This window comes from Brevundimonas sp. EU05-FHT14B07, from assembly GCF_058790795.1.
In genome coordinates, this window is record NZ_JBYTCZ010000001.1 from 353,875 (window position 1) to 378,606 (window position 24,732).

Annotated in this window: 30 protein-coding genes; 25 read left to right on the forward strand and 5 right to left on the reverse strand. The window is 69.0% G+C overall.

Annotated elements, in window-relative coordinates; genetic code table 11:
* Position 1: 1 nt before the first annotated feature.
* The 8 genes from AC3WRC_RS01785 to AC3WRC_RS01820 all read left to right on the forward strand — a co-directional run bounded on the left by AC3WRC_RS01785 (position 2) and on the right by AC3WRC_RS01820 (position 6,147).
* A complete protein-coding gene (locus AC3WRC_RS01785) occupies positions 2–445 on the forward strand; it encodes a hypothetical protein (RefSeq protein WP_066552402.1) in 444 nt (147 codons plus the stop codon).
* Positions 414–1,586 carry a DNA-packaging protein gene (locus AC3WRC_RS01790; RefSeq protein ID WP_492302666.1) on the forward strand — a complete coding sequence of 391 codons (1,173 nt, stop codon included), beginning with the start codon at positions 414–416 and terminating at the stop codon, positions 1,584–1,586. The genes AC3WRC_RS01785 and AC3WRC_RS01790 overlap by 32 nt, the downstream gene beginning before the upstream one ends.
* 32 nt (positions 1,587–1,618) lie before the next feature.
* Entirely contained in the window at positions 1,619–1,906 is a 288-nt protein-coding gene (locus AC3WRC_RS01795; RefSeq protein WP_492302668.1) for a spike base protein, RCAP_Rcc01079 family, read from the forward strand.
* The gene (locus tag AC3WRC_RS01800) at positions 1,906–3,045 is read left to right on the forward strand and encodes an SGNH/GDSL hydrolase family protein (RefSeq protein WP_492302670.1); all 1,140 of its coding nucleotides are present in this window, start codon (positions 1,906–1,908) and stop codon (positions 3,043–3,045) included. The genes AC3WRC_RS01795 and AC3WRC_RS01800 overlap by 1 nt, the downstream gene beginning before the upstream one ends.
* A gap of 38 nt (positions 3,046–3,083) precedes the next feature.
* Positions 3,084–4,139 carry an acyltransferase family protein gene (locus AC3WRC_RS01805; protein ID WP_492302671.1) on the forward strand — a complete coding sequence of 352 codons (1,056 nt, stop codon included), beginning with the start codon at positions 3,084–3,086 and terminating at the stop codon, positions 4,137–4,139.
* A 39-nt stretch (positions 4,140–4,178) separates the two neighbouring features.
* Entirely contained in the window at positions 4,179–5,351 is a 1,173-nt protein-coding gene (locus AC3WRC_RS01810) for a phage portal protein (RefSeq protein WP_492302672.1), read from the forward strand.
* Between the two features lie 101 nt (positions 5,352–5,452).
* Positions 5,453–5,686, forward strand: coding sequence for a hypothetical protein (locus AC3WRC_RS01815; RefSeq protein ID WP_492302674.1), 234 nt, complete (start codon positions 5,453–5,455; stop codon positions 5,684–5,686).
* Positions 5,687–5,733: 47 nt separating this feature from the next.
* Complete coding sequence (locus AC3WRC_RS01820; RefSeq protein ID WP_492302990.1) at positions 5,734–6,147, forward strand: HK97 family phage prohead protease; 414 nt, start codon at positions 5,734–5,736, stop codon at positions 6,145–6,147.
* On the opposite strand, the gene AC3WRC_RS01825 is transcribed toward AC3WRC_RS01820, so the two are convergent.
* Both AC3WRC_RS01825 and AC3WRC_RS01830 read right to left on the reverse strand, forming a co-directional pair.
* Positions 6,134–6,952 (reverse strand): hypothetical protein, encoded by an 819-nt coding sequence (locus AC3WRC_RS01825; protein WP_492302675.1) that lies wholly within the window; start codon positions 6,950–6,952, stop codon positions 6,134–6,136. The two genes, AC3WRC_RS01820 and AC3WRC_RS01825, sit on opposite strands and share 14 nt — an antisense overlap.
* On the reverse strand, positions 6,952–7,230 hold the full coding sequence (locus AC3WRC_RS01830) for a hypothetical protein (protein ID WP_156355822.1): 279 nt from the start codon (positions 7,228–7,230) through the stop codon (positions 6,952–6,954). Before AC3WRC_RS01830 ends, AC3WRC_RS01825 begins: the two co-directional genes overlap by 1 nt.
* Positions 7,231–7,275: 45 nt before the next feature.
* On the opposite strand from AC3WRC_RS01830, the gene AC3WRC_RS01835 reads away from it, so the two are divergent.
* The 8 genes from AC3WRC_RS01835 (at position 7,276) to AC3WRC_RS01870 (ending at position 11,002) form a co-directional block, all read left to right on the forward strand.
* Positions 7,276–8,502, forward strand: coding sequence for a phage major capsid protein (locus AC3WRC_RS01835; RefSeq protein WP_492302677.1), 1,227 nt, complete (start codon positions 7,276–7,278; stop codon positions 8,500–8,502).
* Positions 8,503–8,666: 164 nt separating this feature from the next.
* Positions 8,667–8,930, forward strand: coding sequence for a head-tail connector protein (locus AC3WRC_RS01840; RefSeq protein WP_492302678.1), 264 nt, complete (start codon positions 8,667–8,669; stop codon positions 8,928–8,930).
* Positions 8,931–8,944: 14 nt separating this feature from the next.
* On the forward strand, positions 8,945–9,223 hold the full coding sequence (locus AC3WRC_RS01845; protein ID WP_492302680.1) for a phage head-tail adapter protein: 279 nt from the start codon (positions 8,945–8,947) through the stop codon (positions 9,221–9,223).
* Positions 9,220–9,633, forward strand: a complete 414-nt coding sequence (locus tag AC3WRC_RS01850) for a DUF3168 domain-containing protein (RefSeq protein ID WP_492302682.1) — start codon at positions 9,220–9,222, stop codon at positions 9,631–9,633. Before AC3WRC_RS01845 ends, AC3WRC_RS01850 begins: the two co-directional genes overlap by 4 nt.
* Positions 9,630–10,040 carry a phage major tail protein, TP901-1 family gene (locus AC3WRC_RS01855; protein WP_492302683.1) on the forward strand — a complete coding sequence of 137 codons (411 nt, stop codon included), beginning with the start codon at positions 9,630–9,632 and terminating at the stop codon, positions 10,038–10,040. The genes AC3WRC_RS01850 and AC3WRC_RS01855 overlap by 4 nt, the downstream gene beginning before the upstream one ends.
* The gene (locus AC3WRC_RS01860) at positions 10,037–10,315 is read left to right on the forward strand and encodes a GTA-gp10 family protein (protein WP_492302684.1); all 279 of its coding nucleotides are present in this window, start codon (positions 10,037–10,039) and stop codon (positions 10,313–10,315) included. Before AC3WRC_RS01855 ends, AC3WRC_RS01860 begins: the two co-directional genes overlap by 4 nt.
* Before the next feature lie 35 nt (positions 10,316–10,350).
* Positions 10,351–10,488 (forward strand): phage tail assembly chaperone, encoded by a 138-nt coding sequence (locus AC3WRC_RS01865; RefSeq protein ID WP_492302991.1) that lies wholly within the window; start codon positions 10,351–10,353, stop codon positions 10,486–10,488.
* A complete protein-coding gene (locus tag AC3WRC_RS01870; protein ID WP_492302686.1) occupies positions 10,478–11,002 on the forward strand; it encodes a phage tail tape measure C-terminal domain-containing protein in 525 nt (174 codons plus the stop codon). The genes AC3WRC_RS01865 and AC3WRC_RS01870 overlap by 11 nt, the downstream gene beginning before the upstream one ends.
* A 57-nt stretch (positions 11,003–11,059) precedes the next feature.
* Here the strand turns inward: AC3WRC_RS01870 and AC3WRC_RS01875 are convergent, their stop codons facing one another.
* On the reverse strand, positions 11,060–11,761 hold the full coding sequence (locus tag AC3WRC_RS01875; RefSeq protein WP_492302687.1) for a DUF805 domain-containing protein: 702 nt from the start codon (positions 11,759–11,761) through the stop codon (positions 11,060–11,062).
* Positions 11,762–11,858: 97 nt separating this feature from the next.
* On the opposite strand from AC3WRC_RS01875, the gene AC3WRC_RS01880 reads away from it, so the two are divergent.
* From AC3WRC_RS01880 to AC3WRC_RS01915, 8 genes are all read left to right on the forward strand, one after another.
* Complete coding sequence (locus AC3WRC_RS01880) at positions 11,859–12,470, forward strand: phage distal tail protein, Rcc01695 family (protein ID WP_492302688.1); 612 nt, start codon at positions 11,859–11,861, stop codon at positions 12,468–12,470.
* A gap of 3 nt (positions 12,471–12,473) precedes the next feature.
* Positions 12,474–13,121 carry a phage/gene transfer agent baseplate hub protein gene (locus tag AC3WRC_RS01885; protein WP_492302689.1) on the forward strand — a complete coding sequence of 216 codons (648 nt, stop codon included), beginning with the start codon at positions 12,474–12,476 and terminating at the stop codon, positions 13,119–13,121.
* Positions 13,118–13,606: an NlpC/P60 family protein gene (locus AC3WRC_RS01890; protein WP_492302690.1), complete on the forward strand. Its 489-nt coding sequence runs from the start codon at positions 13,118–13,120 to the stop codon at positions 13,604–13,606. Before AC3WRC_RS01885 ends, AC3WRC_RS01890 begins: the two co-directional genes overlap by 4 nt.
* A 4-nt stretch (positions 13,607–13,610) precedes the next feature.
* Positions 13,611–17,309 (forward strand): baseplate multidomain protein megatron, encoded by a 3,699-nt coding sequence (locus tag AC3WRC_RS01895; protein ID WP_492302691.1) that lies wholly within the window; start codon positions 13,611–13,613, stop codon positions 17,307–17,309.
* Between the two features lie 90 nt (positions 17,310–17,399).
* Positions 17,400–18,326, forward strand: a complete 927-nt coding sequence (locus tag AC3WRC_RS01900) for a DnaJ C-terminal domain-containing protein (RefSeq protein WP_174085876.1) — start codon at positions 17,400–17,402, stop codon at positions 18,324–18,326.
* A 46-nt stretch (positions 18,327–18,372) separates the two neighbouring features.
* Positions 18,373–19,533, forward strand: a complete 1,161-nt coding sequence (locus tag AC3WRC_RS01905) for a phosphoserine transaminase (protein WP_492302692.1) — start codon at positions 18,373–18,375, stop codon at positions 19,531–19,533.
* Between the two features lie 75 nt (positions 19,534–19,608).
* Positions 19,609–20,904: an adenylosuccinate synthase gene (locus AC3WRC_RS01910; RefSeq protein WP_492302693.1), complete on the forward strand. Its 1,296-nt coding sequence runs from the start codon at positions 19,609–19,611 to the stop codon at positions 20,902–20,904.
* Between the two features lie 106 nt (positions 20,905–21,010).
* On the forward strand, positions 21,011–21,823 hold the full coding sequence (locus tag AC3WRC_RS01915) for a response regulator (RefSeq protein ID WP_091748431.1): 813 nt from the start codon (positions 21,011–21,013) through the stop codon (positions 21,821–21,823).
* 47 nt (positions 21,824–21,870) lie between these two features.
* Here the strand turns inward: AC3WRC_RS01915 and rpoH are convergent, their stop codons facing one another.
* Positions 21,871–22,758 (reverse strand): RNA polymerase sigma factor RpoH, encoded by an 888-nt coding sequence (gene rpoH, locus AC3WRC_RS01920; protein WP_026108409.1) that lies wholly within the window; start codon positions 22,756–22,758, stop codon positions 21,871–21,873.
* Between the two features lie 230 nt (positions 22,759–22,988).
* Positions 22,989–24,008, reverse strand: coding sequence for an RluA family pseudouridine synthase (locus AC3WRC_RS01925; protein WP_492302695.1), 1,020 nt, complete (start codon positions 24,006–24,008; stop codon positions 22,989–22,991).
* 83 nt (positions 24,009–24,091) lie between these two features.
* Here AC3WRC_RS01925 and AC3WRC_RS01930 point away from each other — a divergent pair, with 83 nt between their 5' ends.
* On the forward strand, positions 24,092–24,727 hold the full coding sequence (locus AC3WRC_RS01930; RefSeq protein WP_492302696.1) for a DUF2799 domain-containing protein: 636 nt from the start codon (positions 24,092–24,094) through the stop codon (positions 24,725–24,727).
* Positions 24,728–24,732: the final 5 nt, after the last annotated feature.

Genomic DNA, 24,732 nt, shown 5'->3' on the forward strand with positions numbered 1-24,732 from the left:
CATGACGGGAAATCGGGATGACGGAGAGGGCGGCTGCGGCGGCGCGCGCGAGACGGCTGCGTCCTGCGCCGGGTGGATGGAGCCCCTGTTCCTGATGATGAAGGCCAAGATCGAAGAGACGGCCAAGAGCGTCTGCGAAACGGACGTCAAGGACGCCGCCGTCGCCGAGAAGGTCGCGCGCCAGATCGGGGTGATCGCGCGGTCGGCCAAGGCGGTCGAGGCGCTGCGACTGCTGTGCCTGAGCGACAACGAAGAGGACGAGATGGGTGGACGAACCTACGACCCCGCCGAGGACGAGCGAATCCGACAGGAACTGGTCGTCGAGCACGAGCGGCTTGATCGGATTCTGGAAGAGAAGAACGCTGAGGCAGCTGAAAGGGCGCGAGCTAAGGCTGCATCGCAGCCATTGTCGGGTGGCGAAGCATCAGTGTTCGCCGACGGATGACTACCTGAAGACCTGGCTGCTGCTGGGCGGCCGGGGGTCGGGAAAGACGTTCGCCGGGTCGGTCTGGATCGACATCATGGCGCGAGAGCTGCCCGGCATCACCCTGGCGCTGGTCGGCCCCGCTCTGCACGATGTGCGCGAGGTGATGGTGGAGGGGGCGTCGGGGATCAAGTCGCTGGCGGAACCGGGCGATCGGCCGCGCTGGGAGGCCGGGCGGCGGAGGCTGGTGTGGAAAAATCAGTCGGCGGCCTATGCGTTTTCGGCCGAGGATCCCGACAGTCTGAGGGGGCCGCAGTTCCATGCGGCCTGGGCGGACGAGTTCTGCGCCTGGCGACGGCCGGAGATGGTGCTGTCGAACCTGAGGTTCGGACTGCGGCTGGGGGCCTCGCCGCTGCTGGCGGTGACGACGACGCCCCGGCCGATCCCGGCGCTGAGACGACTGATGGCCGAGGCTGGGACGGTGACGGAACGGGCGGCGACGGCGCTGAATGCTGAGAACCTGTCGCCCGGCTTTCTGGCGCATCTGAACGACGTCTATGGCGGGACGCGACTGGCGGCGCAGGAGCTGGAAGGCGTGGTGGTCGAGGGGGAGGGGGCCCTGTTCCGCATCGCGGACCTGAAACGGGCCAGGGGCGCGCGGCCGGTCGAACTGGACCGGATCGTGGTGGCGGTCGATCCGCCGGCGACCGCGACCGGAGACGCCTGCGGCATCGTGGTCGTGGGGCGAAAAGGTCGCCACGCCTTCGTGCTGGCCGACCGGACGGTGCAGGGGCGCTCGCCCCAGAGCTGGGGCGGGGCGGTCAGCGCGGCCGCGCACGAGTTCGGCGCGCACGAGGTGGTCGCCGAGAGCAATCAGGGCGGCGACATGGTGCGGTCGGTTCTGGCCATCAGCGCATGTCCATGCCGGATCGAGATGGTCCACGCCTCGCGGTCCAAGGCGGCGCGGGCCGAGCCGGTGGCCCTGCTCTACGAACAGGGGCGGGTGGTCCACTGCGAGGCCTTCCCAGCGCTGGAGGAAGAGATGCTGGCGCTGGGCAGCGAGGGCGGACCCAGCCCGGATCGGGCCGACGCCCTGGTGTGGGCGATCACGCGGCTGATGCTGGGACCACAGTCGGCGGGACCGCGATTGCGCGGGCTTTAGCCCTTTCGATTTTCAACGACAGGAGAGACGATATGCCAGCCATTCCCGAGCGGGACGGATTGCTGAACCACGGGCGCGACGCGAGCGGTCCGGCGCGGCGTGCGGCGGCGGCAGCGCCCAGCGATACGGCCGATCTGACGATCTACGCCAAGGCGCTGTATGTCGGTGGGGCGGGCAATGTCCGTGTGCTGACGGTCGGGGCTGAGGATGGCGACGCCGTGACCTTCGCCAACCATCCGGTGGGGTGGTTGCCGGTGCAGGTGCGCCGGGTGCTGGCGACCGGGACGACGGCGACGCAGATCGTGGCGGCCTTCGACTGATGTCGGGTGTCGAGATCGGAGCGGCGACGGCGGCGCCGGGCGGGGTGCTGGCCGGTGTCTTGGGTGGGGCGCGGTTCGCCGTGCCCGATATGCCCGTCTGGTCGGCGGCGGTCAGGACCATGCAGGCGGGCGGGCGCGAGGCGCGGCTGCTGTGCATCGGCGACAGCGTGACCCAAGGCTATGGCGCGGTCTCCGGCGGCTGGACGCCGAACGGTCAGGCGAGCGCCTGGCCGGAGCGGCTGGCGGCGATGATGAGCGGGCGGGGCCTGCCGGCGTCGGCGGCGTCGGTCGCGGGCGCCGGGGCGGCGGATGGGGCCAGCGGAGGCTATTCCGCCTATGATCCGCGCGTAACCTTGGGCGCCGGGTGGGGCGTCAACACCCTGACCGGGATGGGCGGCAAGCTTTTTTCGGGCGCGGCCTCGTCGACTGGCATGTGGAGTTTTCAGCCCGACCGGCCGGTCGATCGGTTCGACCTGTGGGCCGTGACCAATACGGCGCTGGGGGTGCTGACGGTCGAGACGGACGGCGCAGTGCGGGCGACGGTCAGCACCACCAAGGCGGCGTCGATGGAGGTGACGACCGTGGCCTTTCCCGAGACCGCCGGGCCGGTGAGCGTGCGCTGGGCCTCGGGCGGGGCGGTGTTCATCGCGGGCGGGGTCGCGTGGCGGTCAGATGTGAAGCGGGCGCGGGTGATCAACGCCGGGTGGGGCGGGGCCCGGATCGCGGACTGGATCACGACGGATCAGCCGTACCGGGCGTATGGGTCTATCCCGGCGGCGGCGCCTGATCTGTCGGTCGTGTGTCTGACGATCAACGACTGGAACGCGGGGACGGCGGTCGCGACCTATAAGGCCGGGCTGGGGACGCTGGTGGATCGGTGCCTGACGACAGGGGACGTGCTGCTGATGACCGGATGTCCGTCGGATCCGGCGCAGGGCAAGGCGAGCTATGCCGCGCAAACCGCGCTGCGAGATGCCGTTTTCGGCGTCGCGGCGACGCGGGGATTGGCGGCGCCCATCGACGGGACGGCCTTGTTCGGGGGCGGGTTCGCTAACGGGCTGATGTTTGATTCCGTCCATCCCAATGCGGCGGGCCAGGCGAGGATCGCCGAGGCGGTGCGGGCGTGTGTGATGATCTGAGGTTGTCGCGCGCTCTCGCGCGGTGGTAACCGTGGCGGATGGGGGAGCGGTTCTACGGGGTGCAGGCGCTGCGGTTCGCGGCGGCGACGGCGGTGGTCGTCACGCACGCCGTGGATCTGGCCGGCACGCGGCTGGAGCTGGAGACGGTGCTGGCTGGCGGGACGCTGGAGAACTTCGGCGCCGTGGGCGTGGACGTGTTCTTCGTCATCAGCGGCTTCATCATCGCCACGACGACGCAGGGGCAGACGGGCGTGGGCGCGGCCGGGGCCTTCCTGTGGCGGCGGTTTCGGCGGGTGGCGCCGATCTACTGGCTGCTGTCGCTGCCGATCCTGATCGGGATGGCGCGGGGCGGGACGCTGAGCCCGGACGTGGCGGCGGCGACGTTTCTGTTCTGGCCGTTCAGCGGGCTGGAGATGACGTTTCCGGCGCTGGGGCCGGGGTGGACCCTGTGTTTCGAAACGCTGTTCTACGCCGGGTTTGGGCTGGCCATAGCGGGCAGGGCGATGGCGGGCGGCCGGCGGGTCGGCTGGGGGCTGGTGGGGGCCTATGCAGTGATGCTGGCGGTCGGATTGGTCGTGGCGACGCCGGTGCTGAGGTTCTGGGGCGCGCCGATCATTCTGGAGTTTCTGCTGGGCGTCGGGATCGCCTGGGTGTGGCGGTCGGCACCGCGTCGGCTTGGGGTGTGGGCGGTCGGTCTGGCGACGCTTGGGTTTGGGCTGGGCCTGGTCTTCGGCTATGGCGGCATCGACGATGTGCGGGCGCTGAACGATCCGTGGAACGGGTTGAGGCGGGTGCTGATCTGGGGTCTGCCCAGCGCGATGCTGGTGTTCGGCGTGGTGCGGATGGAGCGGACGGATCAGGCGCCCGGGCGGCTGGAGCGAGCGGCGGCCTTCATGGGGGATGCGTCCTATTCGATCTATCTGGTCCACGTGCTGGTCATCCGGGCCTTGGGGCGGATGTTCGAGAGCGGGATGGTCGCCCTGCCGGGGGATGCGGTGGTGGCGCTGACGGTGATCGCCAGTCTGGCGGCGGGGGCGGTCGTCCACGTCTGGATCGAACGGCCGGTGCTGAGAATCCTCCCCAGAGCCGCGTAGCGGCTCGGAGAGGATCTAGAAGAGTTCAAGGAGATTGCGATGGTTTCGATCCGGTGGCCGTTCGGCCAGACGGGGCGCATGCGCGCGCCTGAGGGCAAGGAAAGCCGCGCGGGCGGGGTGATCGCCCTGTCCGGAGTGGGGCGACCGCGATGGACGCCCAACGACTACGCCAGCCTGGCGCGCGAGGGGTATCAGAAGAATGCGGTGGCCTATCGCTGCATCCGCATGATCGCCGAGGCGGCGGCGGCTGCGCCTTTCGCGGTGTTCGTGGATGGGGCGCGCGACGATGCGCATCCGCTGGCGAAACTGATCCGTCGGCCCAATCCCGAGCAGTCGGGCGCGGAGCTGATGGAGGCGGTCTATGGCGCGCTGCAGGTGTCGGGCAACGCCTATGTCGAGGCGACCGGCGATGCGGACGGGGACGGGGCGCCGGACGAGCTGTGGGCGCTGCGGTCGGACCGGGTGAAGGTGGTTCCAGGCCGTTCAGGCTGGCCCGAGGCGTGGGATTATTCCGTGGACGGACGGTCTGTGAGGATCGGGCGGGCAACGGACGGCTGGGCGCCGGTGATGCACCTGAAGCTGTGGCACCCGCTGGACGACTGGTACGGGCTGTCGCCGCTGGAGGCGGCGGCGCAAGGGGTGGATGCGCACAATGCGGCCGGCGCCTGGAACAAGGCCCTGCTGGACAATGCCGCGCGGCCGTCGGGGGCGCTGGTCTATGGGGCGAGGAACGGCGAGCGGCTGACGGACGGACAGTTCGAGGCGCTGAAGGATCAGTTGTCGAACGTCTATGCCGGGGCGACCAACGCCGGACGGCCGATCCTGCTGGAGGGTGGGATGGACTGGAAGCCGCTGAGCCTGACGCCGGCGGAAATGGATTTCACGGCCGGCAAACATGCGGCGGCGCGCGAGATCGCCCTGGCCTTCGGGGTTCCGCCGCAGCTGCTGGGGATACCTGGCGATGCGACCTACGCCAACTATCGCGAGGCCAATGCGGCCTTCTGGCGACAGACGGTGATCCCGCTGGTGCGGAAGGCGGCCGGGGCGATGACGGGCTGGCTGGGCGAGCGGTTCGCGGGGTGCGAGATCCGGGCGGACCTGGATGCAGTCTCGGCGCTGCAGCCCGAGCGGGACGCCCTGTGGGCGCGGCTGGAGGCGGCGAGCTTCCTGACCGACGAAGAGCGTCGGCGGATGGCGGGGTTGGGGGCGTGATTGGTGATTGGTGATTGGTGAATGGTGACTGGTGAGTGGTGACTGGGGCGGTTGCCAATCACGACTCACGCCTCACGAGTCACGCCGCAAAGGAGAGCGAAATGAGCGAACATCATATCCGGCGCGTGCCGACGGCGCTGCTGATCGCCGTCGTGGTGCAGACGGTGGGCGGCCTGGTCTGGGCCGGGGGCGCCGCGGCGCGGATCGCGACGCTGGAGCAGCGGGTCGGGGAGCAGAGGCTGGTCGCCGAACGGCTGGCGCGGCTGGAGGTCCAGGGCGAGGCGACGGCGGCGGCCGTGGAGCGGATCGAGCGGCGGTTGGAGGGCGGGGCGTGAGTGGTGAATCGCGATTGGTGACTCGACAGAAGCATTCACGAGTCACGATTCACCACTCACCCCTTCAAATCGAAGGCTACGCCTCGCTGTGGGGCGTGGCGGATCTGAACGGGGACGTGGTCCAGGCGGGGGCGTTTGCGGACAGTCTGGCCAAGACGGGGGCTGAGGGGGTGCGGATGCTGAACCAGCACGATGCGCGCACGCCGGTCGGGGTCTGGGAGCAGATCGTCGAGGATGCGCGCGGTCTGTTCGTGCGCGGCCGGATCGAGGACTGGTCGGCCGAGGCGCGGTTCGCCGGGGCGTTGAGTCGGGCCGGGGCGCTGGATGGGCTGTCGATCGGCTACCGCACGGCGCGGGCCCGGCGTCAGGGACGGCTGCGCGTGCTGAGCGCGGTCGAGCTGTGGGAGGTGTCGCTGGTGACGTTTCCCATGCTGCCGGGGGCGCGGTTCAGTTTGGCTTGAGCGCCTGGAAAGCGCCGTTGCGGTCGAGGGTTTCGGCGAGGGCCGCCATCTGGGCGCGGCCCTTCTTGCCGTGGAGATAGCGCAGGGCCCAGCCGGCGAGCACCAGGCCGAAGATCCAGCCGACGTGCAGCACGAGGTGGGCGAACAGGATGAAGACGGCCGCCAGCGCATAGGCGCCGAGATAGACCAAGGCCAGCTGGCCGCCGCGCGAGGCCGTGGGGTTGGACAGGCCGGCGATGATCTCGGCCAGACCCGGTGAGGCGGCGGCGGACGGCAGGGCGTGATCGGAGGGCTTTGACGCCGGTTGGGACGCGGGTTTGGGTTGAACTTTTGGCGCGGCTTGGGCGGCGGGCGCAGCGGCCGGTCGGGCGGCGGGTTTTGGCTTGGGCGGGATCGGATCGGTCGCACGCCGGGCGGGACGGAACAGGATCGAGCGGCCGGCTTCGTCGACGGTGAAGACCTCTTCGAAGGCGGTGGTCGAGAAGTCGATGGCGCGGGTGTCCTGGCCGTAGCTCTGGCCATGCAGGGCCGTCAGCCGGCCTTGGCGCAGCTCGATCTGGAAGCCCACGGGGTCGGGCAGGCCCGAGACCATCGCATGGACCGTGCCGAACAGGCCGGTGGCGTCCGGGTTGGCGATCGCGCGGTCCGCATCGACGACGATCTGGGAATAGAGGCCGGCGCCGGTGTTGCGACGCAGGCCCGGCGAGCTGGCGGCGACTTGGGCGCGCAGGTCTGGGACGCTGTCGCCCATCTGCCAGATCATGGCGTCCATCACGGCGCTTTCGAGGGGCGTCAGGTGGGACATCAGATGTCGTCGTGAGCCTGCAGGCGATCAAGCGGGCCAAGTTTTGGCGGCACCGTCAACGCGGGCAGATGGGGCGAGAGAGCCCAAATCACGCAAGCAAAGGCCAACGTCGAGAAGAACAGCAATGATCGCTCGCCGTCGTCTATCCATCCCATCTCATTGCTGATCGACGAAGCGCAGAGTCCCAAAATCATCAGCCAGAATGCCCCGTTCCTCCAGTTGGAGAAGGGAACGAGGCGGCCCAATCCGGTGCGTGGGAGCTTTGCTGAAGCACTCATTCGCCGACCCTAACCGCAACAGGCGGTTCTTCAACCGGAGATATCATGAAAGAGACCAAACAGGCTTCGGGCCAGCCCGAGGCGCGCGATGTCGTGCGCGAGGTGATGGCGGCGTTCGAGGCGTTCAAAGGGGCGAACGACGCCCGGCTGGGCGAGATCGAGAAGAAGGCGGCGGCCGATGTGCTGCTGGAGGAGAAGGTGGCGCGCATCGACCAGGCGGTGGCCTCGGCCCAGGCGCGACTGGACCGCGTGATGAGCCAGAGCCGTCGTCCGGTGATTGGAGGCGAACCTGCCGAGCCGACGTCTGCGCCCGAGGCGAAAGAGGCGTGGGACGGCTATTTGAAGACGGGCCAGTCTGGCGCGCTTGAGGTCAAGGCGGGCTTGTCGGGCGGGGCGACGTCGGGCGGCTATGTCGTGCCGTATGAGACCGAGCGGGCCATTGAGCGGCGTCTGATGGCGGCCAGTCCGATGCGCGAGATCGCGACGGTCAGGACTGTGGCGGCCGGGGTGTACAGAAAGCCGGTGTCGACGGCGGGCGTGGCCTGCGGCTGGGTGGCGGAGACGGCCGCGCGGCCCGAGACGGACCCGGCGACCCTGGCCCTGCTGGAGTTTCCGTCGGCTGATCTCTACGCCAATCCGGCGGCGACGCAGGCCCTGCTGGACGACGCCATGGTCGATCTGGACGAATGGCTGGCGGCCGAGGTCGAGGACGCCTTTGCGGCGCAGGAGACCCAGGCCTTCATCAACGGCGACGGGGTGAACAAGCCCAAGGGTCTGCTGTCCTATCCGACCGTGGCGGACGCGGGCCAGGCCTGGGGCCAGATCGGCTATGTCGCATCGGGCGCGGCGGGCGGGTTCGCGGCGACCAGTCCGGCGGATCGCCTGATCGACCTGATCTATGCGCCCAAGGCCCAGTACAGACCGAACGGCCGGTTCGTGATGAACCGCAAGACGGTCTCGGCCGTGCGCAAGTTCAAGGACGCGGACGGCAACTATATCTGGCAGCCGGCGACGCGGCTGGGCGAGACGGCGAGCCTGCTAGGCTATCCGGTGACCGAGATCGAGACCATGCCGGACGTGGCGGCCAATAGCCTGTCGATCGCGTTCGGGGACTTCCAGCGGGGGTATCTGATCGTCGATCGGGCGGGGGTGCGGGTGCTGCGCGATCCCTATTCCGCCAAGCCCTATGTGCTGTTCTACACGACCAAGCGCGTGGGCGGCGGGGTGCAGAACTTCGACGCGATCAAGGTGATGAAGTTCAGCGCAAGCTGATCCGGTCGTCTCCTCCCTGTCGCGCAGCGACGGGGAGGTGGCGCGGCGCGTCTTCGCGCCGTGACGGAGGGGCTCTGCGGGCGTCGAAGAGCCCCTCCACCACTTCGTGGTCCCCCTCCCCATTGCATGGGGAGGAGACGGAATTTCTGACAATGGAGATTGCAATGGCGCAGCCGGTGACGGTGGCGGAGGCAAAGCTGTTTCTGAGGGTCGAGCATGAGGTCGAGGACGGCTTGATCCAGACCCTGATCGCGGCGGCGCAGGCGAAGGTGGAGGGGGATGTCGGGTTGAGCCTGACGTCCACCTCTCCGGCGCCGCTGAGGCTGGCGATCCTGATGCTGGTGCTGCGGGCCTATGAGCGGGGGGAGCCGGTGGTGGTGGAGCCGGTCGAGGCCTGGATCGCGCCTTATCGCGTGGTGCGGTTGTGAGAATTCTAGCGGGGTTGTTTCAGCCGGTGGAGGCCGAGACGCCTTACGGCGGGCGCAGCGTGTCGTTCGAGGCGGCAGGATCCGCCTGGCTGAAGTGCGGGGCGCGTCGGCGCACTGAACGCGGCGAGGGCGATCAAAGGCGGGCGGTCGAGACGATGGGCGCCGAGGCGCGGGCGGATGCCCGGCTGATGATCGGTCGCGTGCTACGGTTCGGCGGGGCGGAGTGGCGGATTGTCTCGGTCGAGGATGCGCGGCCGGGGCGAGCGAAGCTGGTTCTGGAGCGGGTGCGATGAGGGACCATGAAGGCGCGCTGCAGAAGGCGATGGTGGCGGCGCTGAAGGCCGATCCGGCGCTGTCGGCCCTGATCCAGGAGCGGGTTTACGACCAGGCACCGGAAGGGGCGCTGTGTCCCTATCTGGCGCTGGGGCGGTGCGAGAGTCGGCCGGTGGCGGCGGACGGGGGCGGGGTCGAGCAGAAGCTGACCCTGACGGGCGTGTCGCGCTTCGCGGGATCGGAAGAGGCCAAGGCGGTCGCGGCGGCGGTGCGGGCGTGTCTGCACGAGGCCGTGCTGGAGGCCGACGGCGTGCGGACGGCGACGCTGAGGGCGACGTTGGCGGAAGTGTTCCGGGCGGGCGATGCGCGGCGGACCTATGCGGTCGTGCGGCTGAGGGCGGTAACCGAAGAAGTGGGAGAAAACGCATGACGGCACAGGCCGGCAAGGACATGTTGCTGAAGATCGAGGCCGCGCCGGGCGTGTTCACGACGGTGGCGGGGTTGAGGGCGCGGACGATCTCGCTGAACGCCAAGACGGTGGATGCGACCGACGGCGACAGCGCCGGGCGGTGGCGCGAGCTGCTGGCTGGCGCGGGCGTGAAGTCGGCGGCGGTGTCGGGGCAGGGCATCTTCCGCGATGCCGCCTCCGATGCCTTGGTGCGCGAGGCCTTCTTCGATCAGGCGGCGAAACGGTGGCGGCTGATCGTGCCGGACTTCGGCGTGCTGGAGGGGCCGTTCCTGGTGGCGACGCTGGAATACGCCGGCGAGCACGAGGGGGAAGCGACCTTCGCGCTGAGCCTGGCCAGCGCGGGGGCCATCGGCTTCAGCGCGATATGAACGGGGCGCGGGGCGAGGCGGCCGTGATGCTGGGCGGCGCGCGGCGACGGGCGTGTTTGACGCTGGGGGCGCTGGCGGAGATCGAGACGGGGCTGGGCGTCGACGGGCTGGCGGCGGTGGTAGAGCGGATGAAGACGCTGTCGGCGAGGGATCTGATGGTGGTGCTGGCGGCGGTGTTGCGTGGGGGCGGGGAGGAGGCGGTGGATGTCGCGACGGTCTATCCGCGCGAGGCGGGGGTCGCGGTGGCGCAGGCGTTTGCGGCGGCGGCGAGGTGACGCCCTGGGCCGAGATGCTGAGGCTGGCGGCTGCGATGGGCGTGGCGCCCGAGGCGTTCTGGCGGCTGTCGTTGAGGGAGTGGCGGATGTTGACGCAAGTTCCGCGGGGGACGGCGCCTTTGGGACGCGAGGGGCTGGCGCGATTGATGGAGGGTTGGCCGGATGGCGGATGAGTTCGGGCGGGACGGGATCGATCAGGTCGCGCTGAGAGCGGCCGAAGCCGGGGCGGCGCTGGAGGCGCTGAAGGCGCCGGCGCAGGATGCGGCTGACGCCATCGAGGAGGCGTTCGGTCGGGCGGGCGACAGTCTGACGCGATCGCTGGCGCGGGCGGCGGCGGACGGGGAGGTGTCGCTGGCCGAACTGGCGCGGGCGGTGCTGAATGCGGTCAATGCGGCAGCAGGATCGCAGGGTGGCGGGCTGAGCGCGGCGATCCAGTCGCTGATGTCCAGCTTCGGCGGGGCGCGGGCGGACGGCGGGCCGGTGCAGGGCGGTGCAGCCTATCTGGTCGGCGAGCGCGGGCCGGAGGTGTTTAGACCGTCGATGGGCGGCGAGATCGGGCCGGTCGGCGGTGGGGGCGTGACGGTCAATGTGGCGGTGGACGGCGGCACACCGGCCCTGCTGCGGTCCGAGGCGCAGATCGCCCAGATGCTGGCGCGGGCCGTCAGCCTGGGCGCCAGGCGGATGTGAAAACGCCGCCCCGTCGAGGACGGGGCGGCGGCGCTGAAGTCACTCGGGCGGTAAGACTTATTCGCCCTTCGGGTTCGGGCCGAAGCGGTTCTCGCCCTTCTGGCTGTCGACGACGCCGATCCAGATCAGGAACGCCAAGCCCAAGAGGCCGGCGATGGCGAACAGGCCGATGGCCGGGCCCATCAGGGCGAAGACGGCGGCGGGATTGCTCTCGTAATAGTCCTCGGCATAGCCGTTGGCGACGGCGCCGGCGATCATTATGGCGAAGCCGGCTACAAAGGCGACGATGGAGCCAATCCAGGGAATGGCGATCAGCCAGCCGGTCTTGCCCATGTCGTGAAGGCGCTTCACCGAAATGGCGAGGTTGGGCCAGATCAGCACGATCCCGAACAGATTGATGATCGGGATCCAGCTGATGACGACGTTGACGCCCAGCAGGATCAGCCAGCCGATCCAGAAATGGCTGCGGCGGATGCGCCCCTCGAAGGACAGAAACAGCTTTTGCCAGTCGAAGCCGGCGACGGCGGTCGAGGTCGAGCTGGCGTAGCCGCCGGCGACGCCGGTGGTGGTGGGCGAACCGGCCAGGATCAGGATCTGGGTGGCGGCGGCACCTTCGGGGACGAAGTCGACGCGGACGCCGGCGGCGGGCACGGCCGGCGATTGCAGCGCGGCCGAGGTGAAATCGTAACGGGCGCCGTCGTCGCCGCTGATCAGACCGATTCCGGTGGTGGTGTCGTAGCTGAGAATCTCGCCGCGCAAACGTGTCGCTCCCCTTGGGCATGCGGCCGAAGCTGGCCGCAATGCGACCATGAACGAGCGACGATCCATGAACAAGTGAAAGGGAGGAAAGGTTCGCATGGCCTTTCATGAGGTGCGCCTGCCCGCGCGGCTGGCGTTCGGTTCGACCGGCGGGGTGGAGCGTCGGACGGAGATCACGACCCTGGCGTCGGGGTTCGAGCGGCGGTCCACGCCCTGGGCGCTGGGGCGCAGGCGGTATCTGATCGGGGCGAACCTGAGGTCGCTGGACGACATGGCCGAGTTGGTCGCCTTCTTCGAGGAGCGGCGGGGACGGCTGTACGGGTTCCGGTTCAAGGACTTCGCCGATTTCAAATCGTGCGCGCCGGGCGGGGTGGTCTCGGCGGAGGATCAGGTGCTGGGCGTGGGCGACGGGGTTCGCACCGCGTTAGATCTGGTGAAGCGCTACGGCGATGTGGAGCGGCCGATCGCCAAGCCGGTCGAGGGATCGGTGCGGGTGGCGCTGGGTGGTGTCGAGACGACGGCTTTTATGGTCGATCTCGTGACCGGGCGGGTGACGCTGGAGCGCGCGCCGGAGGCGGGCGTCAGCGTGACGGCGGGGTTTCAGTTCGACACGCCGGTGCGGTTCGACAGCGATCGGATCGAGACGACGCTGGAGAGCTTCGAGGCCGGACGGATGGCGGCGGTTCCGCTGATCGAGGTTCGGGTCTGAGCCATGCGCGACATACCGAACGAAATGGCCGCCCGCATCGAGAGCGGGGCGGCGACGCTTTGCCATGTCTGGCGGCTGGAGCGAGCCGACGGCGTGGTGATGGGGTTCACCGATCACGACCGGGACCTGATGGTGGACGGGGTCGTCTGTCGGGCGGCGAGCGGCTGGACGGCGGGGGCGGGCGAGAGCGCGGTCGGGCTGGCGGCGGGGTCGGTTTCGGCGGCGGGCGTGCTAGACGATGCGGCGATCGCTGAAGCGGATGTGGCGGCGGGTCTGTTCGACAAGGCGACGGTCGAACTGTGGCGCGTGGACTGGGCGCGGCCGGATCTGCGGGTGCGGCTGTGGTCGGGGGCGCTGGCGAAGATCCAGCGCCAGGGGGAGAGCTTCGTCGCCGAGCTTGAGGGACCCCTGGCGAAGCTGGAGCGGGTGGTCGGGCGGACCTATGGGCGGATGTGCGATGCGCGGCTGGGAGACCAGAGATGCGGGGTCGCGGAGGCGGCGGGGCGGGTCTGCGACAAGCGGTGGGCGACCTGTGTCGGGACGTTCGGGAATGGGGCGAACTTTCGCGGATTTCCGGATGTGCCGGGGGACGACTTCCTGACGGCCTATCCGGCCGGAAGTGCGCGCAACGACGGCGGGAGCCGCCGGTGAGCGGGAGCGCGGTGGTGATGTCCGCCCGGTCCTGGCTCGGCACGCCCTATCGGCATCAGGCCAGCGTGAAGGGTGTGGGCGCGGACTGTCTGGGACTGGTGCGCGGGGTCTGGCGCGAGGTGTTGGGCGAGGAGCCCGAGGTCTTGCCGGCCTATTCGGCCGACTGGGCCGAGGTCGGCGGGCGCGAGACGCTGCTGGAGGCGGCGGGGCGGTGGATGCGGCCGGTTGCGGTCGATCAGATGCGGGCGGGCGACGTGTTGCTGTTTCGCATGTCGCCGGGGGCGGCGGTGAAGCATTGCGCCATCCTGAGCGGCGTCGGCGGGCCGGAGCCGAGGATGATCCACGCCTATTGGGGTCGAGCGGTGGTCGAGAGCTGGATGGGCGTGTGGTGGCAAAGACGGCTGGCGGCCGTGTTCCGGTTTCCTGTCCCCGGTTCGGCCTTGGCGGCGTGCGCCGCCTCGTTGACCGAGGATGACGGAGTTTAAAGGCATGGCGCAAGTCGTTTTGAGCGCGGTCGGGCAGTCGATCGGCGGGCCGGTCGGGCGGGTGATCGGCTCGACCCTCGGGCGGGCGATCGACAGTCGGGTGGTGGGCGCGCTGGGGCCGGCGCGGCAGGTGGGGCCGAGGCTGGAGACACTGAAGGTTCAGGGCACGGCGGAAGGGGCGCCGATGGCCTGCGTCTTCGGACGGGCGCGGGTGACGGGTCAGGTGATCTGGGCGGCGCGGTTCCTGGAAGGCAAAAACAAGGGCCGTGCGGGCAAGGGCGGTCCGAAGACGATCGACTATGTCTATTCGCTGAGCTTCGCCGTGGCGCTTTGCGAGGGCGAGATCGACGGGGTCGGGCGGGTCTGGGCCGACGGGCGGCTGATGGACACGACCGGCGTGGTAATGCGGGTGCATCGCGGGGGCGACGGGCAGAGGGCGGATCCGTTGATCGAGGCGGTGGAACGGGATGCGCCGGCGTATCGCGGCACGGCCTATGTGGTGTTCGAGGACCTGCCGCTGGGGCCGTTCGGGGATCGGGTTCCGCAACTGAGCTTCGAGGTGTTCCGGCGACCGCGCGGACAGACGGTGCGGCTGGAGGACCGGCTGGAAGGGGTGTGCCTGATCCCCGGCGCGGGGGAGTTTGCCCTGGCGACCGAGACGGTGGTGCGCCGCGAGGGACTGACGCGGGCGACAGCGGAAAATGTTCACAATGGCGAGGGCCGGGCCGACCTGATCGCTTCGCTGGATCAGCTTCAGGCGCAACTGCCGAACCTGAAGCGGGTCAGTCTGGTGGTGGGGTGGTTCGGCAGCGATCTGAGGGCTGGGCATTGTCAGGTTCGGCCGGGGGTGGAGCGGCGCGAGAAGCCGACCGAACCGCGGGTCTGGTCCGTGGCGGGCGTCGCGCGCGATGAGGCCTATGAGGTCAGTCAGGTGGATGGGGCGCCGGCCTATGGCGGGACGCCTTCGGACGAGAGCGTGCGTCAGGCGATCCGCGAGCTGAAGGCGCGGGGGCTTGAGGTGACCCTGTATCCGTTCGTCTTCATGGACTGCCTCGCCTATCCGTGGCGTGGACGGGTGGCGGGCGTGGACGGAGCCGGGGCGACGGCGGAGATCGCGGCCTTGTTCGGCGGGCCGGACGACTGGGGCTTGCGGCGGATGGCGCTGCACTATGCCCGGATCGCGGCGGATGAGGGGGCGGACGGCCTGTTGATCGGGTCGGAGATGCGGGGCGTGACCTGGACGCGGGATGCGGCCGGGGGTTTTCCGGCGGTCGATCAGTTGCGGGCGCTGGCGGCGGAATGTCGAGCGGTGGTCGGGCCGAGCGTGAAACTGTCCTATGCGGCGGACTGGAGCGAATATTTCGGGCGACAGGCGGGCGGGGAGGTGGTGTTTCACCTCGACCCGCTGTGGGCCGATGCGAACATCGATCATGTGTCGATCGACTGGTATCCGCCGCTGACGGACTGGCGCGAGGGCGACGGCGGGATCGATGCGGAGACGTTTGCCGGGGCGGCGGACCCGGCCTATCTGGCGGCGGGCGTCGCGGGCGCGGACGGGTTCGACTGGTTCTACGCCAGCGAGGCGGATCGGGCGGCGCAGGTGAGGACGCCCATCGTCGACGGGTCGCATGGCGAGGACTGGGTGTTTCGGCCCAAGGACCTGAAGGGCTGGTGGTCAAATCTGCACCATGATCGGCCGGGCGGGGTGCGGAGTGCGACGCCGTCGGCCTGGATTCCGGGAATGAAGCCGGTGCGGCTATCGGAGTTCGGCTGTGCGGCGGTGGATCGGGGCGGCAATGCGCCGAACCTGTTTCAGGATGCGAAAAGCAGCGAGAGCAGCCTGCCGCCGGGATCGACGGGCGCGCGGGACGACGCGGTGCAGCGGGCGGCGCTGGAGGCGGTGCTGGGGCATTATGCGGCGGCTGAGAACAATCCGGTTTCGGAGGTCTATGGCGGGCGGATGCTGGAGGCGGCGGACGCCTGGTGCTGGGACGCGCGGCCCTATCCGACGTTTCCGGCGCGGGGCGATGTCTGGGCCGACGCAGGGGCGTGGCGCGCCGGGCATTGGCTGAACGGACGGCTGGCGGGCGACGGGCGCGATCTGATCGAGGCGGTGTTGGCGCGAGGCGGGTTGTCACCCGAAGAGATGGCGATCGAGGGCGTCGAGGGGGCGGCGGCCGGCTATGTCATCGACCGGCCGATGCGGACGCGCGATGCGCTGGAGCCGCTGCTGGCGGCGTTCGACGCCGTGGCCGCCGAGCGGAACGGGAAGGTCGCCGTGCTGGGGCGGGTGGAGACGGTGGTCGAGATTGGGCGCGAGGCGCTAGCTCTGCCCGATGGCGGGGCGGCGGAGACGGCGACGCGGACGCTGGAGCACAGGGCGGGCGAGGCGCGGGTGCGGTTCATCGACGAGACGGCGGACTATCAGACCGGGGCGGTGGTCGTGCGGTCGGACGATGCGGCGGCGACGGCAGGCGGGGTCGATCTGGACCTGCCGCTGGTGTGCGGCGGCGGATTAGCGAAGGCGGCGGCGGAGAGAGCGCTGGACGGCGAGGGTGTGGAGGCGAAGACCTGGGGGCTGGGGCCCCTGGAAGCCTTGCGGCTGGAGCCGGGGGACGGAGTGAGGGTGGAAGGTCGGTCGGGCGACTGGCGCGTGATGCGGGTCACGTCGGACGAGACGCCGTCGGCGGTGCTGGAGCCGGTGAGTGCGCGGCGGGCGGTCGAGGACGACGGCGTCTGGCGCGTGGGAGAGACACCGGTCGTGGTCTGGGCGCCGTTCCTGAAAGTGTTGGACCTGCCGCCCTTGATAGGGCGTGAGGCGGACGCACGGCCCTTGATCGCCGTGGCGGCCGAACCGTGGCGGACGATGCGGCTGCATGCCGGGCCGACGGCTGAGGCGCTGACGGCGAGGGGCGAGGTGGAGACGCCGGCGACGGTCGGGGTGCTGGTCGAGGCGCTGGCACCCGGCGTGCGGCACCGCTGGGACGAGGCCAACGCCGTGGTGGTGCAGGTCGAGGGCGAGGCGCCGGAAAGCGCGGTCGAGGCGGCGGTGCTGGGCGGCGGCAATGCGCTGGCGGTCGAGACGGCGGCGGGCTGGGAGATCGTTCAGTATCGGTCGGCGGTTCTGGTCGGGCCGGGGACGTGGCGGCTGACCGGTCTGTTGCGCGGGCAGCAGGGGACCGAGGTCGAGATGCGGGCGGGCGCCGGGGCGGGGTCCGTCGTGGTGTTTCTGGACGACCGACTGGCGCGCGCGGAGATCGGGCGGGGGGAGCGTGGCCTGCCGCTGGTCTGTCGCGCGGGACCGGCTGGCGCGGCGCCGGGCGGTGCGGGGTTCAGCGAGGCACTGTTTGTGGCGAGGGGCGTGCATGATCGGCCGTGGTCGCCGTCTGGTCTGACGGTCGACACGTCGGTGGAGGGTCTGAAGATCGGATGGACGTCACGCGTACGGCTGTTCGGCGACAACTGGGATGGGGAACCGACAACGGTCGATCCGATGCGGTTCCGGCTGCGCGTGTTTGATCATGACGTCGTGGTGCGGACGATGGAGGTCGAGGGGCTATCGGCATCCTATTCTACGGCCGACTTGGCGGTGGACTTCCCAGACGGCGCGACATCGACGGCGCGGATCGCCGTGGCGCAGTGGGGCGACGGGTTCGGGTGGGGCCCAGAAGCGGAGGTGGATGCGGAAATCCGGCGGCTCTGACGAAATAGGGCGGGTCCAGCCCTTTGCGCGGGGCGGGGCATGGCTTAACTGACGGCCTCTCGACCTTTTTCAGCTGGAGCGACAACGGACGTGGCAGGCGACCCCTACAAGGAACTGGGCGTTTCGAAGGGCGCGAGCGCGGACGAGGTCAAGAAGGCGTATCGCAAGCTCGCCAAGGAGCTGCATCCCGACAAGAACCCCGGCGACAAGATCACCGAGGACAAGTTTAAACGGGTGACGGCGGCCTTCGACATCCTGGGCGACAAGGAAAAGCGCGCCAAATACGACGCGGGCCAGATCGACGGCGACGGCAACGAACAGTACCGCGGCTTCGGCGGGGGCGGTCGCGCCGGCGGCAGCCCGTTCGGCCAAGGCGGCAATCCGTTCGGCCAAGGCGGCGGGCCGGGCGGCCGGGCCAACTTTGAAGGCGTCGATCTGGACGACCTGTTCGGGATGTTCGGCGGGGCCGGGCGTCAGCGCGGCGCGCGGGACTTCACCTCGCGCGGCCAGGACGTGAAGGCGACGCTGGACATCAGTCTGGAAGACGCCATCGCCGGGGCGACGCGGCGGATTCAGTTCTCGGATGGACGCACCCTGGACGTGACCATTCCCAAGGGGGCGTCGGAAGGCCAGACGATCCGCCTGCGCGGCCAGGGATCGCCGGGACGCGGGGCCGAGAACGGCGATGCGCTGATCGAGCTGAGGATCGAGCCGCACCCCATCTACAAGCGCGACGGGGCGGACTTGACGATGGACCTGCCGGTGTCGGTGCCTGACGCGGTGCTGGGCGCCAAGGTGCGGGTGCCGACGCCCGAGGGCGTGGTGCAGATGACGCTGCCGGCCGGATCGAACTCGGGCAAGGTGCTGAGGCTGAAAGGCCGCGGCGCGTTTGCGCAAGGCAGACGCGGCGATCTGCTGGCGCGGGTCATGGTGACGCTGCCGGATGCGCCGGACGCCGAACTGACCCAGTTCGCCGAGGATTGGCGGGCCAGGCGGCCCTATACGCCGGGGCGGTGAGCGCGCTCAAGCCGCGTGAAGCGCGGTTGCGCCAAAGGAAAAGAGCATGAGCACGAAGCCTGATGTGAAGCCGGCGCGGCCGTGGTTTTCGGCGGGGCCGACGGCGAAGCGGCCGGGCTATGCGCTCGGTGGATTGCCGTCCGATCTGCTGGGACGCGGTATTCGCGCGCCGGAGGTGGTCGAGCGGTTCGCGCATGGCCTTCGGCTGACGCGCGAGGTGCTGGAAGTGCCTGACAGCCATGTGATGCTCTATACGCCGGGGTCGGACACAGGCGCGGTCGAGGCGGCGCTGTGGGGGATGTTGGGCGCCCGGCCCGTGCAGGTCGTGGCGTTCGAGAACTTCGGCCTGACCTGGCTGGCGGACGTGAGGGATCATCTCGGGCTGGAGCCCGAGGCGCTAACGGCGCCGTGGGGCGAACTCCCGGATCTGAGCCGGGCCGACTGGTCCAAGGACGTGGTGTTCCCGTGGAACGGCACGACCTCGGGGGTGCGCGTGCCGGACGCCGACTGGATCGCCGACGATCGCGAGGGACTGGCGATCTGCGACGCGACCTCCGCCGCCTTCGCCATGCCGCTGCCGTGGGACAAGCTGGATGTTGTGACCTTCAGCTTCCAGAAAGCGCTGGGCGGCGAGGCGGGCATCGGGGTGATGGTGCTGTCGCCGCGCGCGGTCGAGCGGCTGGATACCTACCGGCCGGATCGGGCGATTCCCAAGCTGTTGCGGCTGACGGACGGCAAGGGACGGTTTGATAGGGCGTTGGCGGACGGGGTGGCGATCAATACCTTCTCGATCCTGACAATCGAAGACTGGATCGACGCCCTGGGCTGGGCCAAGGACATCGGCGGATTGAGCGAACTGATCCGGCGGACCGACGCCAACTACGCCGCGTTGGCGCAATGGGTGGAACGGACCGACTGGATCGCCTTCCTGCCGGATCGGCCGGAGATACGGTCGACGACCTCGGTCTGCCTGAAGTTCACCGATGCGCGGATCGCCGCGCTGGACGACAAGGCGCAGAAGGCCTTCGTCGTGCGGTTCAAGGCCCTGCTGGAAGGCGAAGCGGCCGTGTTCGACATGGAGCCGCACCGCAATGCGCCGTCTGGCCTTCGTCTGTGGTGCGGCTGCACGGTCGAGACGGCCGATGTGGTTGCGGCGACGCGCTGGCTGGAATGGGCGTTCGAGACAGCGGTCAGCGAAGTCGGATAAATCCGCCTGACGGGACGACATCGGACGATTCCCTCGCTATAGGCTGCGCCCGCATTCCAGTGCGGAGAGACGGTTTTGGCGAACGTAGCGGTGGTCGGCGCCCAGTGGGGCGACGAGGGCAAGGGCAAGATCGTGGACTGGCTGTCCAACCGCGCCGACATGGTCGTGCGGTTCCAGGGCGGTCACAACGCCGGCCATACGCTGGTTGTGGACGGTAAGGTCTATAAGCTGGCGTTGCTGCCTTCGGGCGTTGTGCAGGGCAAGCCGTCGATCATCGGCAACGGCGTGGTCGTCGATCCCTGGCATTTGGTTGGCGAGATCGAAAAGATCGCCGCCCAGGGCGTGGCGATCAGCCCTGATATCCTGACCATCGCAGACAACGCCTGCCTGATCCTGCCCATCCACCCGGCGCTGGACGTGGCGCGCGAGGCGGCGGCCAGCGCGCCGGGCGCCAAGATCGGCACGACCGGGCGGGGCATCGGTCCGGCCTATGAGGACAAGGTGGGGCGTCGCGCCATTCGGGTCTGCGATCTGGCCAATGAAGACGATCTGAAGGTCAAGATCGATCGGCTGCGCTCGCACCACGATCCGCTTCGCGCCGGTCTGGGGCTGGAGCCGATCGATCCCGATGCGCTGCTGGCGTCTCTGTTGGAGATCGCGCCGAAGATCCTGCCCTATGTGAAACCGGCCTGGCGCGTGCTGGATCAGGCGCAGAAGGACGGCAAGCGCGTGCTGTTCGAAGGGGCGCAGGGCGCCTTCCTGGACGTGGATCACGGCACCTATCCCTATGTCACCAGCTCCAACACGGTGGCCGGCCAGGCGGCGGCGGGTTCGGGCATCGGTCCGCGCGGCGTCGGTTATGTGTTGGGCATCGTGAAGGCCTATACGACGCGCGTCGGAGAGGGCCCCTTCGCCTGCGAACTGAACGACGAGGTCGGCGAGCATCTGGCGACCGTTGGCCGCGAAGTCGGAGTGAACACCGGCCGCGCGCGCCGCTGCGGCTGGTTCGACGCCGTGTTGGTGCGCCAGTCCGTGGCGATCAACGGCATCGACGGCATCGCCCTGACCAAGCTGGACGTGCTGGACGGGTTGAAGACGCTAAAGATCTGCGTCGGCTACAAGGTCGATGGCGAGGTGCTGGACTATCTGCCCTCGAGCCTGAAGGCCCAGGGCGCGGCCGAGCCGGTGTTCGAAGAGCTGGAGGGCTGGAGCGAAAGCACCGCCGGGGTCCGCAGCTTCAAGGACATCAACGCCAACGCCATCAAATATGTGCGCCGGATCGAGGAACTGATCGGCGCGCCGGTGGCCCTGCTGTCGACCAGCCCCGAGCGCGACGACACCATTCTGATGCGCGATCCGTTCCAGGGCTGAGGCTTTGGAAGGGGCGGCGTGAGGCGGCGGACTACGCAGAAAGACCTATTCAACAGGTCTTAACCCGTGGGCGGTAAGGATAACGGCTCCAAACTCGGAGTCTGATGTGTTCGCCGCAAACGCCAGAACCATAAGCCGCATGGAGCCTGCGCTTCGTCGGGTGGTCATCGTGGACGCCAATCTGTCGTCAGCGCGACTGCTGACGGACATCGTGAAGGGCATGGGTGCGCGCGAGGTCTATTCCGAGGGCGACGAGGAGCGGGCGCTAGAGTTGCTGCGCGACGTCGAGCCGGGCGTGATCTTCACAGAACGGTCCGGCGACAGGCTGAACGGCGAGACTCTGGCGCGGCGCATCCGACGCTCCAGCATGTCGTGCCGCATGTCGCCGATCATCATGGTGACGGGCGAGGCGACCGCCGCGGCGATCAAGGGCGCGCGCGACGCCGGCATCCACGAGTTCCTGAGAAAGCCGTTCACGACGGGTGACCTGTTCAAGCGGGTCGAGAATGTGACGTTGAAGCCGCGACCCTGGATCGAGGCCGTCGGCTACGTCGGGCCGGATCGTCGCCGGTTCAACTCGGGCGAATATTCGGGCGCGCGCAAGCGCCGCAGCGATGGTGCGGCTGGAGGCGGCCCTGCCGAAATCCGCGATCAGGCGTCGCGAATCCTGGTTTCGGCCATGTCGCAGTTCGAGCAGGATCCGTCGCAGGCGACGCGCGCCATTCGCCAACAGGCCGAGACGCTGAACGGTCTGGCCATCAAGACGGCGGACGCCCGACTGGCGATGGCTGTGGCGACTCTGCAGGCCTATGTGGCCAGCGGTCAGGTGACGAAGGCGGGACTGGCCCAGCCCGTCGGAACGGTGGTGGCGGCTGCGAGAGCGGCCGACGATACGGCCCCAGTGGCGCGCGCGTCGTGACCATCGACGGTTCGCCGCGCCGTTGAGGGCGCAGCGAACCGAGTTGCTCAGGCGTCGACCAAGTTCCGCTCTTCGGCGGCGGCGCGCATGGCCTTTTGCAGCTTCTCGAAGGCGCGGACCTCGATCTGACGCACGCGCTCGCGCGAGACGCCATACTGGCCGGCGAGTTCTTCCAGCGTGACCGGATCGTCCTTGAGGCGACGTTCCGTGAGGATGTGCTTCTCACGGTCGGTCAGCTCTTCCATCGCCTCTTGCAGGAGGCTCATGCGGATGCCCTTTTCCTCGTCGTCGGCGAGTTGGGTTTCCTGAGACACGGCCGTGTCGTCGGCCAGCCAGTCCTGCCACTCGCTTTCGCCGTCGGCGCGCAAAGGGGCGTTAAGCGAGGCGTCGCCGCCGAGACGGCGGTTCATGTTGGTGACCTCTTCCTCCGTCACGCCCAGTTTGGTGGCGATGGCGGCGAGGTGTTCAGGATGCAGATCGCCTTCCTCGAATGCCGAGATCTGGCTCTTGGCCTTGCGCAGGTTGAAGAACAACTTCTTCTGCGCCGCGGTGGTGCCCATCTTCACGAGCGACCAGCTGCGCAGGATGTATTCCTGGATCGAGGCGCGAATCCACCACATGGCGTAGGTCGCCAGGCGGAAACCCTTGTCGGCGTCGAATTTCTTGACGGCCTGCATGAGGCCGACGTTACCCTCGGAAATCACCTCGCCGATCGGCAGGCCGTAGCCGCGATACCCCATGGCGATCTTGGCCACGAGACGAAGGTGCGAGGTGACGAGACGGTGGGCGGCTTCGGGGTCTTGGTGCTCGGACCAACGCTTGGCGAGCATGAACTCCTCGTCCTTGGTCAGCATCGGAAACTTGCGGATTTCCGTCAGATAACGCGACAGGCCTTGTTCAGGCGACATCACCGCGAGCGTACTATTGGCAGCCATATACAGGTCCCTCCGACCGTCTTGAACGAGCGGGCTCTTCGTCATCGGCCACGGTGTGTGCGCCGACGTCTCACCCCTCAACCGGTAAAGTAGCGATGGGTTGCCGCCATTTTTAGAGGCGGATCGTCACACGAAAGCGTGACCGTGGCCCTGGCGCCACTCGCGCCGATCGACGTCCAATATAGAACTTTGTCAGTTGCTATTCAAGACCTGCTTGAATGGACGCCTGCTCAGAGTTCGGCGAGGCGCGTTTCCAGGCGCTGCATGTCGGACGGCGGCGCGGTCTCGAAGCGAAGCGCCTCGCCCGTGACAGGATGGACAAAGCCCAAGACGGCGGCATGGAGGGCCTGACGCTTAAGGCCCGCTTCGGCGATGGCGGCGCGGACGGGAATGGCTGGACTGCCTGAGCCATAGGTCGCGTCGCCGAGGATGGGTGCGCCCTTGGACGACAGGTGGACGCGAATCTGATGGGTGCGGCCGGTGTGCAGCGTGCAGGCGACGCGCGCAGCCATCGGCGCGCCGCCAGCTTTCGCGGATTCGCCATAGGTCGCCTGGACGACATAGTCGGTGATGGCCTCGCGTCCGCCGGCCTTTAGGACCGCCATCTTCTTGCGATCGCCGGTGGAGCGGCCGATGCGGGTGTGGATGCGGCCGGTCGCGGGCGACGGCGCGCCGCGTGTCAGGGCGATGTAGGTGCGCTCGATGTCGTGCGTAGCGAACAGGGCGGAGAGGCCGGCGTGGGCTCGGTCGGTCTTGGCGGCGACCATGACGCCGGAGGTGTCCTTGTCCAGTCGGTGGACGATGCCGGGACGGGCGACGCCGCCGATGCCCGACAGACTGTCGCCGCAGTGGGCCAGCAGCGCGTTGACCAGGGTGCCGTCGGGCGTGCCGGGCGCGGGGTGGGCGGCCATGCCCGCAGGCTTGTCGATGACGATCAGGTCGGCGTCCTCGTAGAGGACGATCAGGGGGATGGCCTGGGGCTGGGGCGTGGCCGGCGCGACGGGCGGCAGGGCGACCGCATAGAGGCCGGGCTGAGCTTTGGCGGAACCGCCGGTGAGAACCGCGCCATCGCGACTGACGGCGCCCTCGGCCAGCAGGGTCTGGAGCCGGGCGCGTGACAAGGTGGGGAAGGCGCCGGCCAGGGCCTTGTCCAGGCGAACGCCGGCCGCGTCGATGCGGGCCTCCAGCACCTCGGCGGGGGCGCCGGTCGCGGGGTCTTCGTCGTCATCGATCAGATCTTGGGCGGACACGTCGTCTCCCTAGCACGACCGGCCGCTTGCGCGAGGGGTGCGGGTGAGGCGATAGTCAAGCTTGGGGGCGTTGGGGACATCCGATGAAGCGGTTGATGATCGCCGGGGGCGCGTTCGCCGCAGCGACGCTGCTGAGCAGTTGCACGACCATGAGCAAGGGCGAATGCCTCGCCGGCGCGTGGGGCGAGAAGGGCTATGCGGACGGGGCGTCGGGCTATCCGATGACGCGGCTGGACGACCACGCCAAAGCCTGCGCCAAGTTTCAGATCGCACCCAATCCGGCCGCCTATGGCTCGGCGCGTGAGGATGGCTTGCGGACCTACTGCACCTTCCAGCGCGGCTGGGAGGAGGGGCGGGCGGGCAATGCCTATTACGGCGTTTGTCGGCCGGAGGAGGAGCAGGCGTTTCTGCCGGCCTATCGTGACGGCCGAATGCTGCATGAGGTCGAGGACGCGTACGAAACGGCGGAAAGCGCCTTGAACAGCGCTGAGGCCCGGATCGAGAACCGCGAGGACAAGCTGGAGGCCAAGGAGCGAGAACTGCGCGGGGAGGGCCTGACGGACGAAGAGCGGGAGCGTATTCGTAACCGCATTCAAGAGGTCAGAGGCGAAATCCAGGATGCGCGTCGCAATGCCCGGGAGGCACGCGACGCGCTGGATCACGCGGAATGGAACGTTCGCCGGGTGCGGCGCGAATTGAGCGACCGCTACCCGCTCTAGACGAC

Bases quoted from the DNA above. Each gene is read 5' to 3' on its own strand.
- AC3WRC_RS01905 (WP_492302692.1), top strand. From the start codon at position 18,373: ATGAGCACGAAGCCTGATGTGAAGCCGGCGCGGCCGTGGTTTTCGGCG.
- AC3WRC_RS01860 (WP_492302684.1), top strand. From the start codon at position 10,037: ATGAACGGGGCGCGGGGCGAGGCGGCCGTGATGCTGGGCGGCGCGCGG.
- AC3WRC_RS01805 (WP_492302671.1), top strand. From the start codon at position 3,084: ATGGGGGAGCGGTTCTACGGGGTGCAGGCGCTGCGGTTCGCGGCGGCG.
- AC3WRC_RS01930 (WP_492302696.1), top strand. From the start codon at position 24,092: ATGAAGCGGTTGATGATCGCCGGGGGCGCGTTCGCCGCAGCGACGCTG.
- AC3WRC_RS01880 (WP_492302688.1), top strand. From the start codon at position 11,859: ATGGCCTTTCATGAGGTGCGCCTGCCCGCGCGGCTGGCGTTCGGTTCG.
- AC3WRC_RS01855 (WP_492302683.1), top strand. From the start codon at position 9,630: ATGACGGCACAGGCCGGCAAGGACATGTTGCTGAAGATCGAGGCCGCG.
- AC3WRC_RS01815 (WP_492302674.1), top strand. From the start codon at position 5,453: ATGAGCGAACATCATATCCGGCGCGTGCCGACGGCGCTGCTGATCGCC.
- AC3WRC_RS01785 (WP_066552402.1), top strand. From the start codon at position 2: ATGACGGGAAATCGGGATGACGGAGAGGGCGGCTGCGGCGGCGCGCGC.
- AC3WRC_RS01830 (WP_156355822.1), bottom strand. From the start codon at position 7,230: ATGAGTGCTTCAGCAAAGCTCCCACGCACCGGATTGGGCCGCCTCGTT.
- AC3WRC_RS01825 (WP_492302675.1), bottom strand. From the start codon at position 6,952: ATGTCCCACCTGACGCCCCTCGAAAGCGCCGTGATGGACGCCATGATC.
- rpoH (WP_026108409.1), bottom strand. From the start codon at position 22,758: ATGGCTGCCAATAGTACGCTCGCGGTGATGTCGCCTGAACAAGGCCTG.
- AC3WRC_RS01895 (WP_492302691.1), top strand. From the start codon at position 13,611: ATGGCGCAAGTCGTTTTGAGCGCGGTCGGGCAGTCGATCGGCGGGCCG.
- AC3WRC_RS01800 (WP_492302670.1), top strand. From the start codon at position 1,906: ATGTCGGGTGTCGAGATCGGAGCGGCGACGGCGGCGCCGGGCGGGGTG.
- AC3WRC_RS01870 (WP_492302686.1), top strand. From the start codon at position 10,478: ATGGCGGATGAGTTCGGGCGGGACGGGATCGATCAGGTCGCGCTGAGA.
- AC3WRC_RS01835 (WP_492302677.1), top strand. From the start codon at position 7,276: ATGAAAGAGACCAAACAGGCTTCGGGCCAGCCCGAGGCGCGCGATGTC.
- AC3WRC_RS01810 (WP_492302672.1), top strand. From the start codon at position 4,179: ATGGTTTCGATCCGGTGGCCGTTCGGCCAGACGGGGCGCATGCGCGCG.
- AC3WRC_RS01795 (WP_492302668.1), top strand. From the start codon at position 1,619: ATGCCAGCCATTCCCGAGCGGGACGGATTGCTGAACCACGGGCGCGAC.
- AC3WRC_RS01865 (WP_492302991.1), top strand. From the start codon at position 10,351: ATGGGCGTGGCGCCCGAGGCGTTCTGGCGGCTGTCGTTGAGGGAGTGG.
- AC3WRC_RS01885 (WP_492302689.1), top strand. From the start codon at position 12,474: ATGCGCGACATACCGAACGAAATGGCCGCCCGCATCGAGAGCGGGGCG.
- AC3WRC_RS01840 (WP_492302678.1), top strand. From the start codon at position 8,667: ATGGCGCAGCCGGTGACGGTGGCGGAGGCAAAGCTGTTTCTGAGGGTC.
- AC3WRC_RS01850 (WP_492302682.1), top strand. From the start codon at position 9,220: ATGAGGGACCATGAAGGCGCGCTGCAGAAGGCGATGGTGGCGGCGCTG.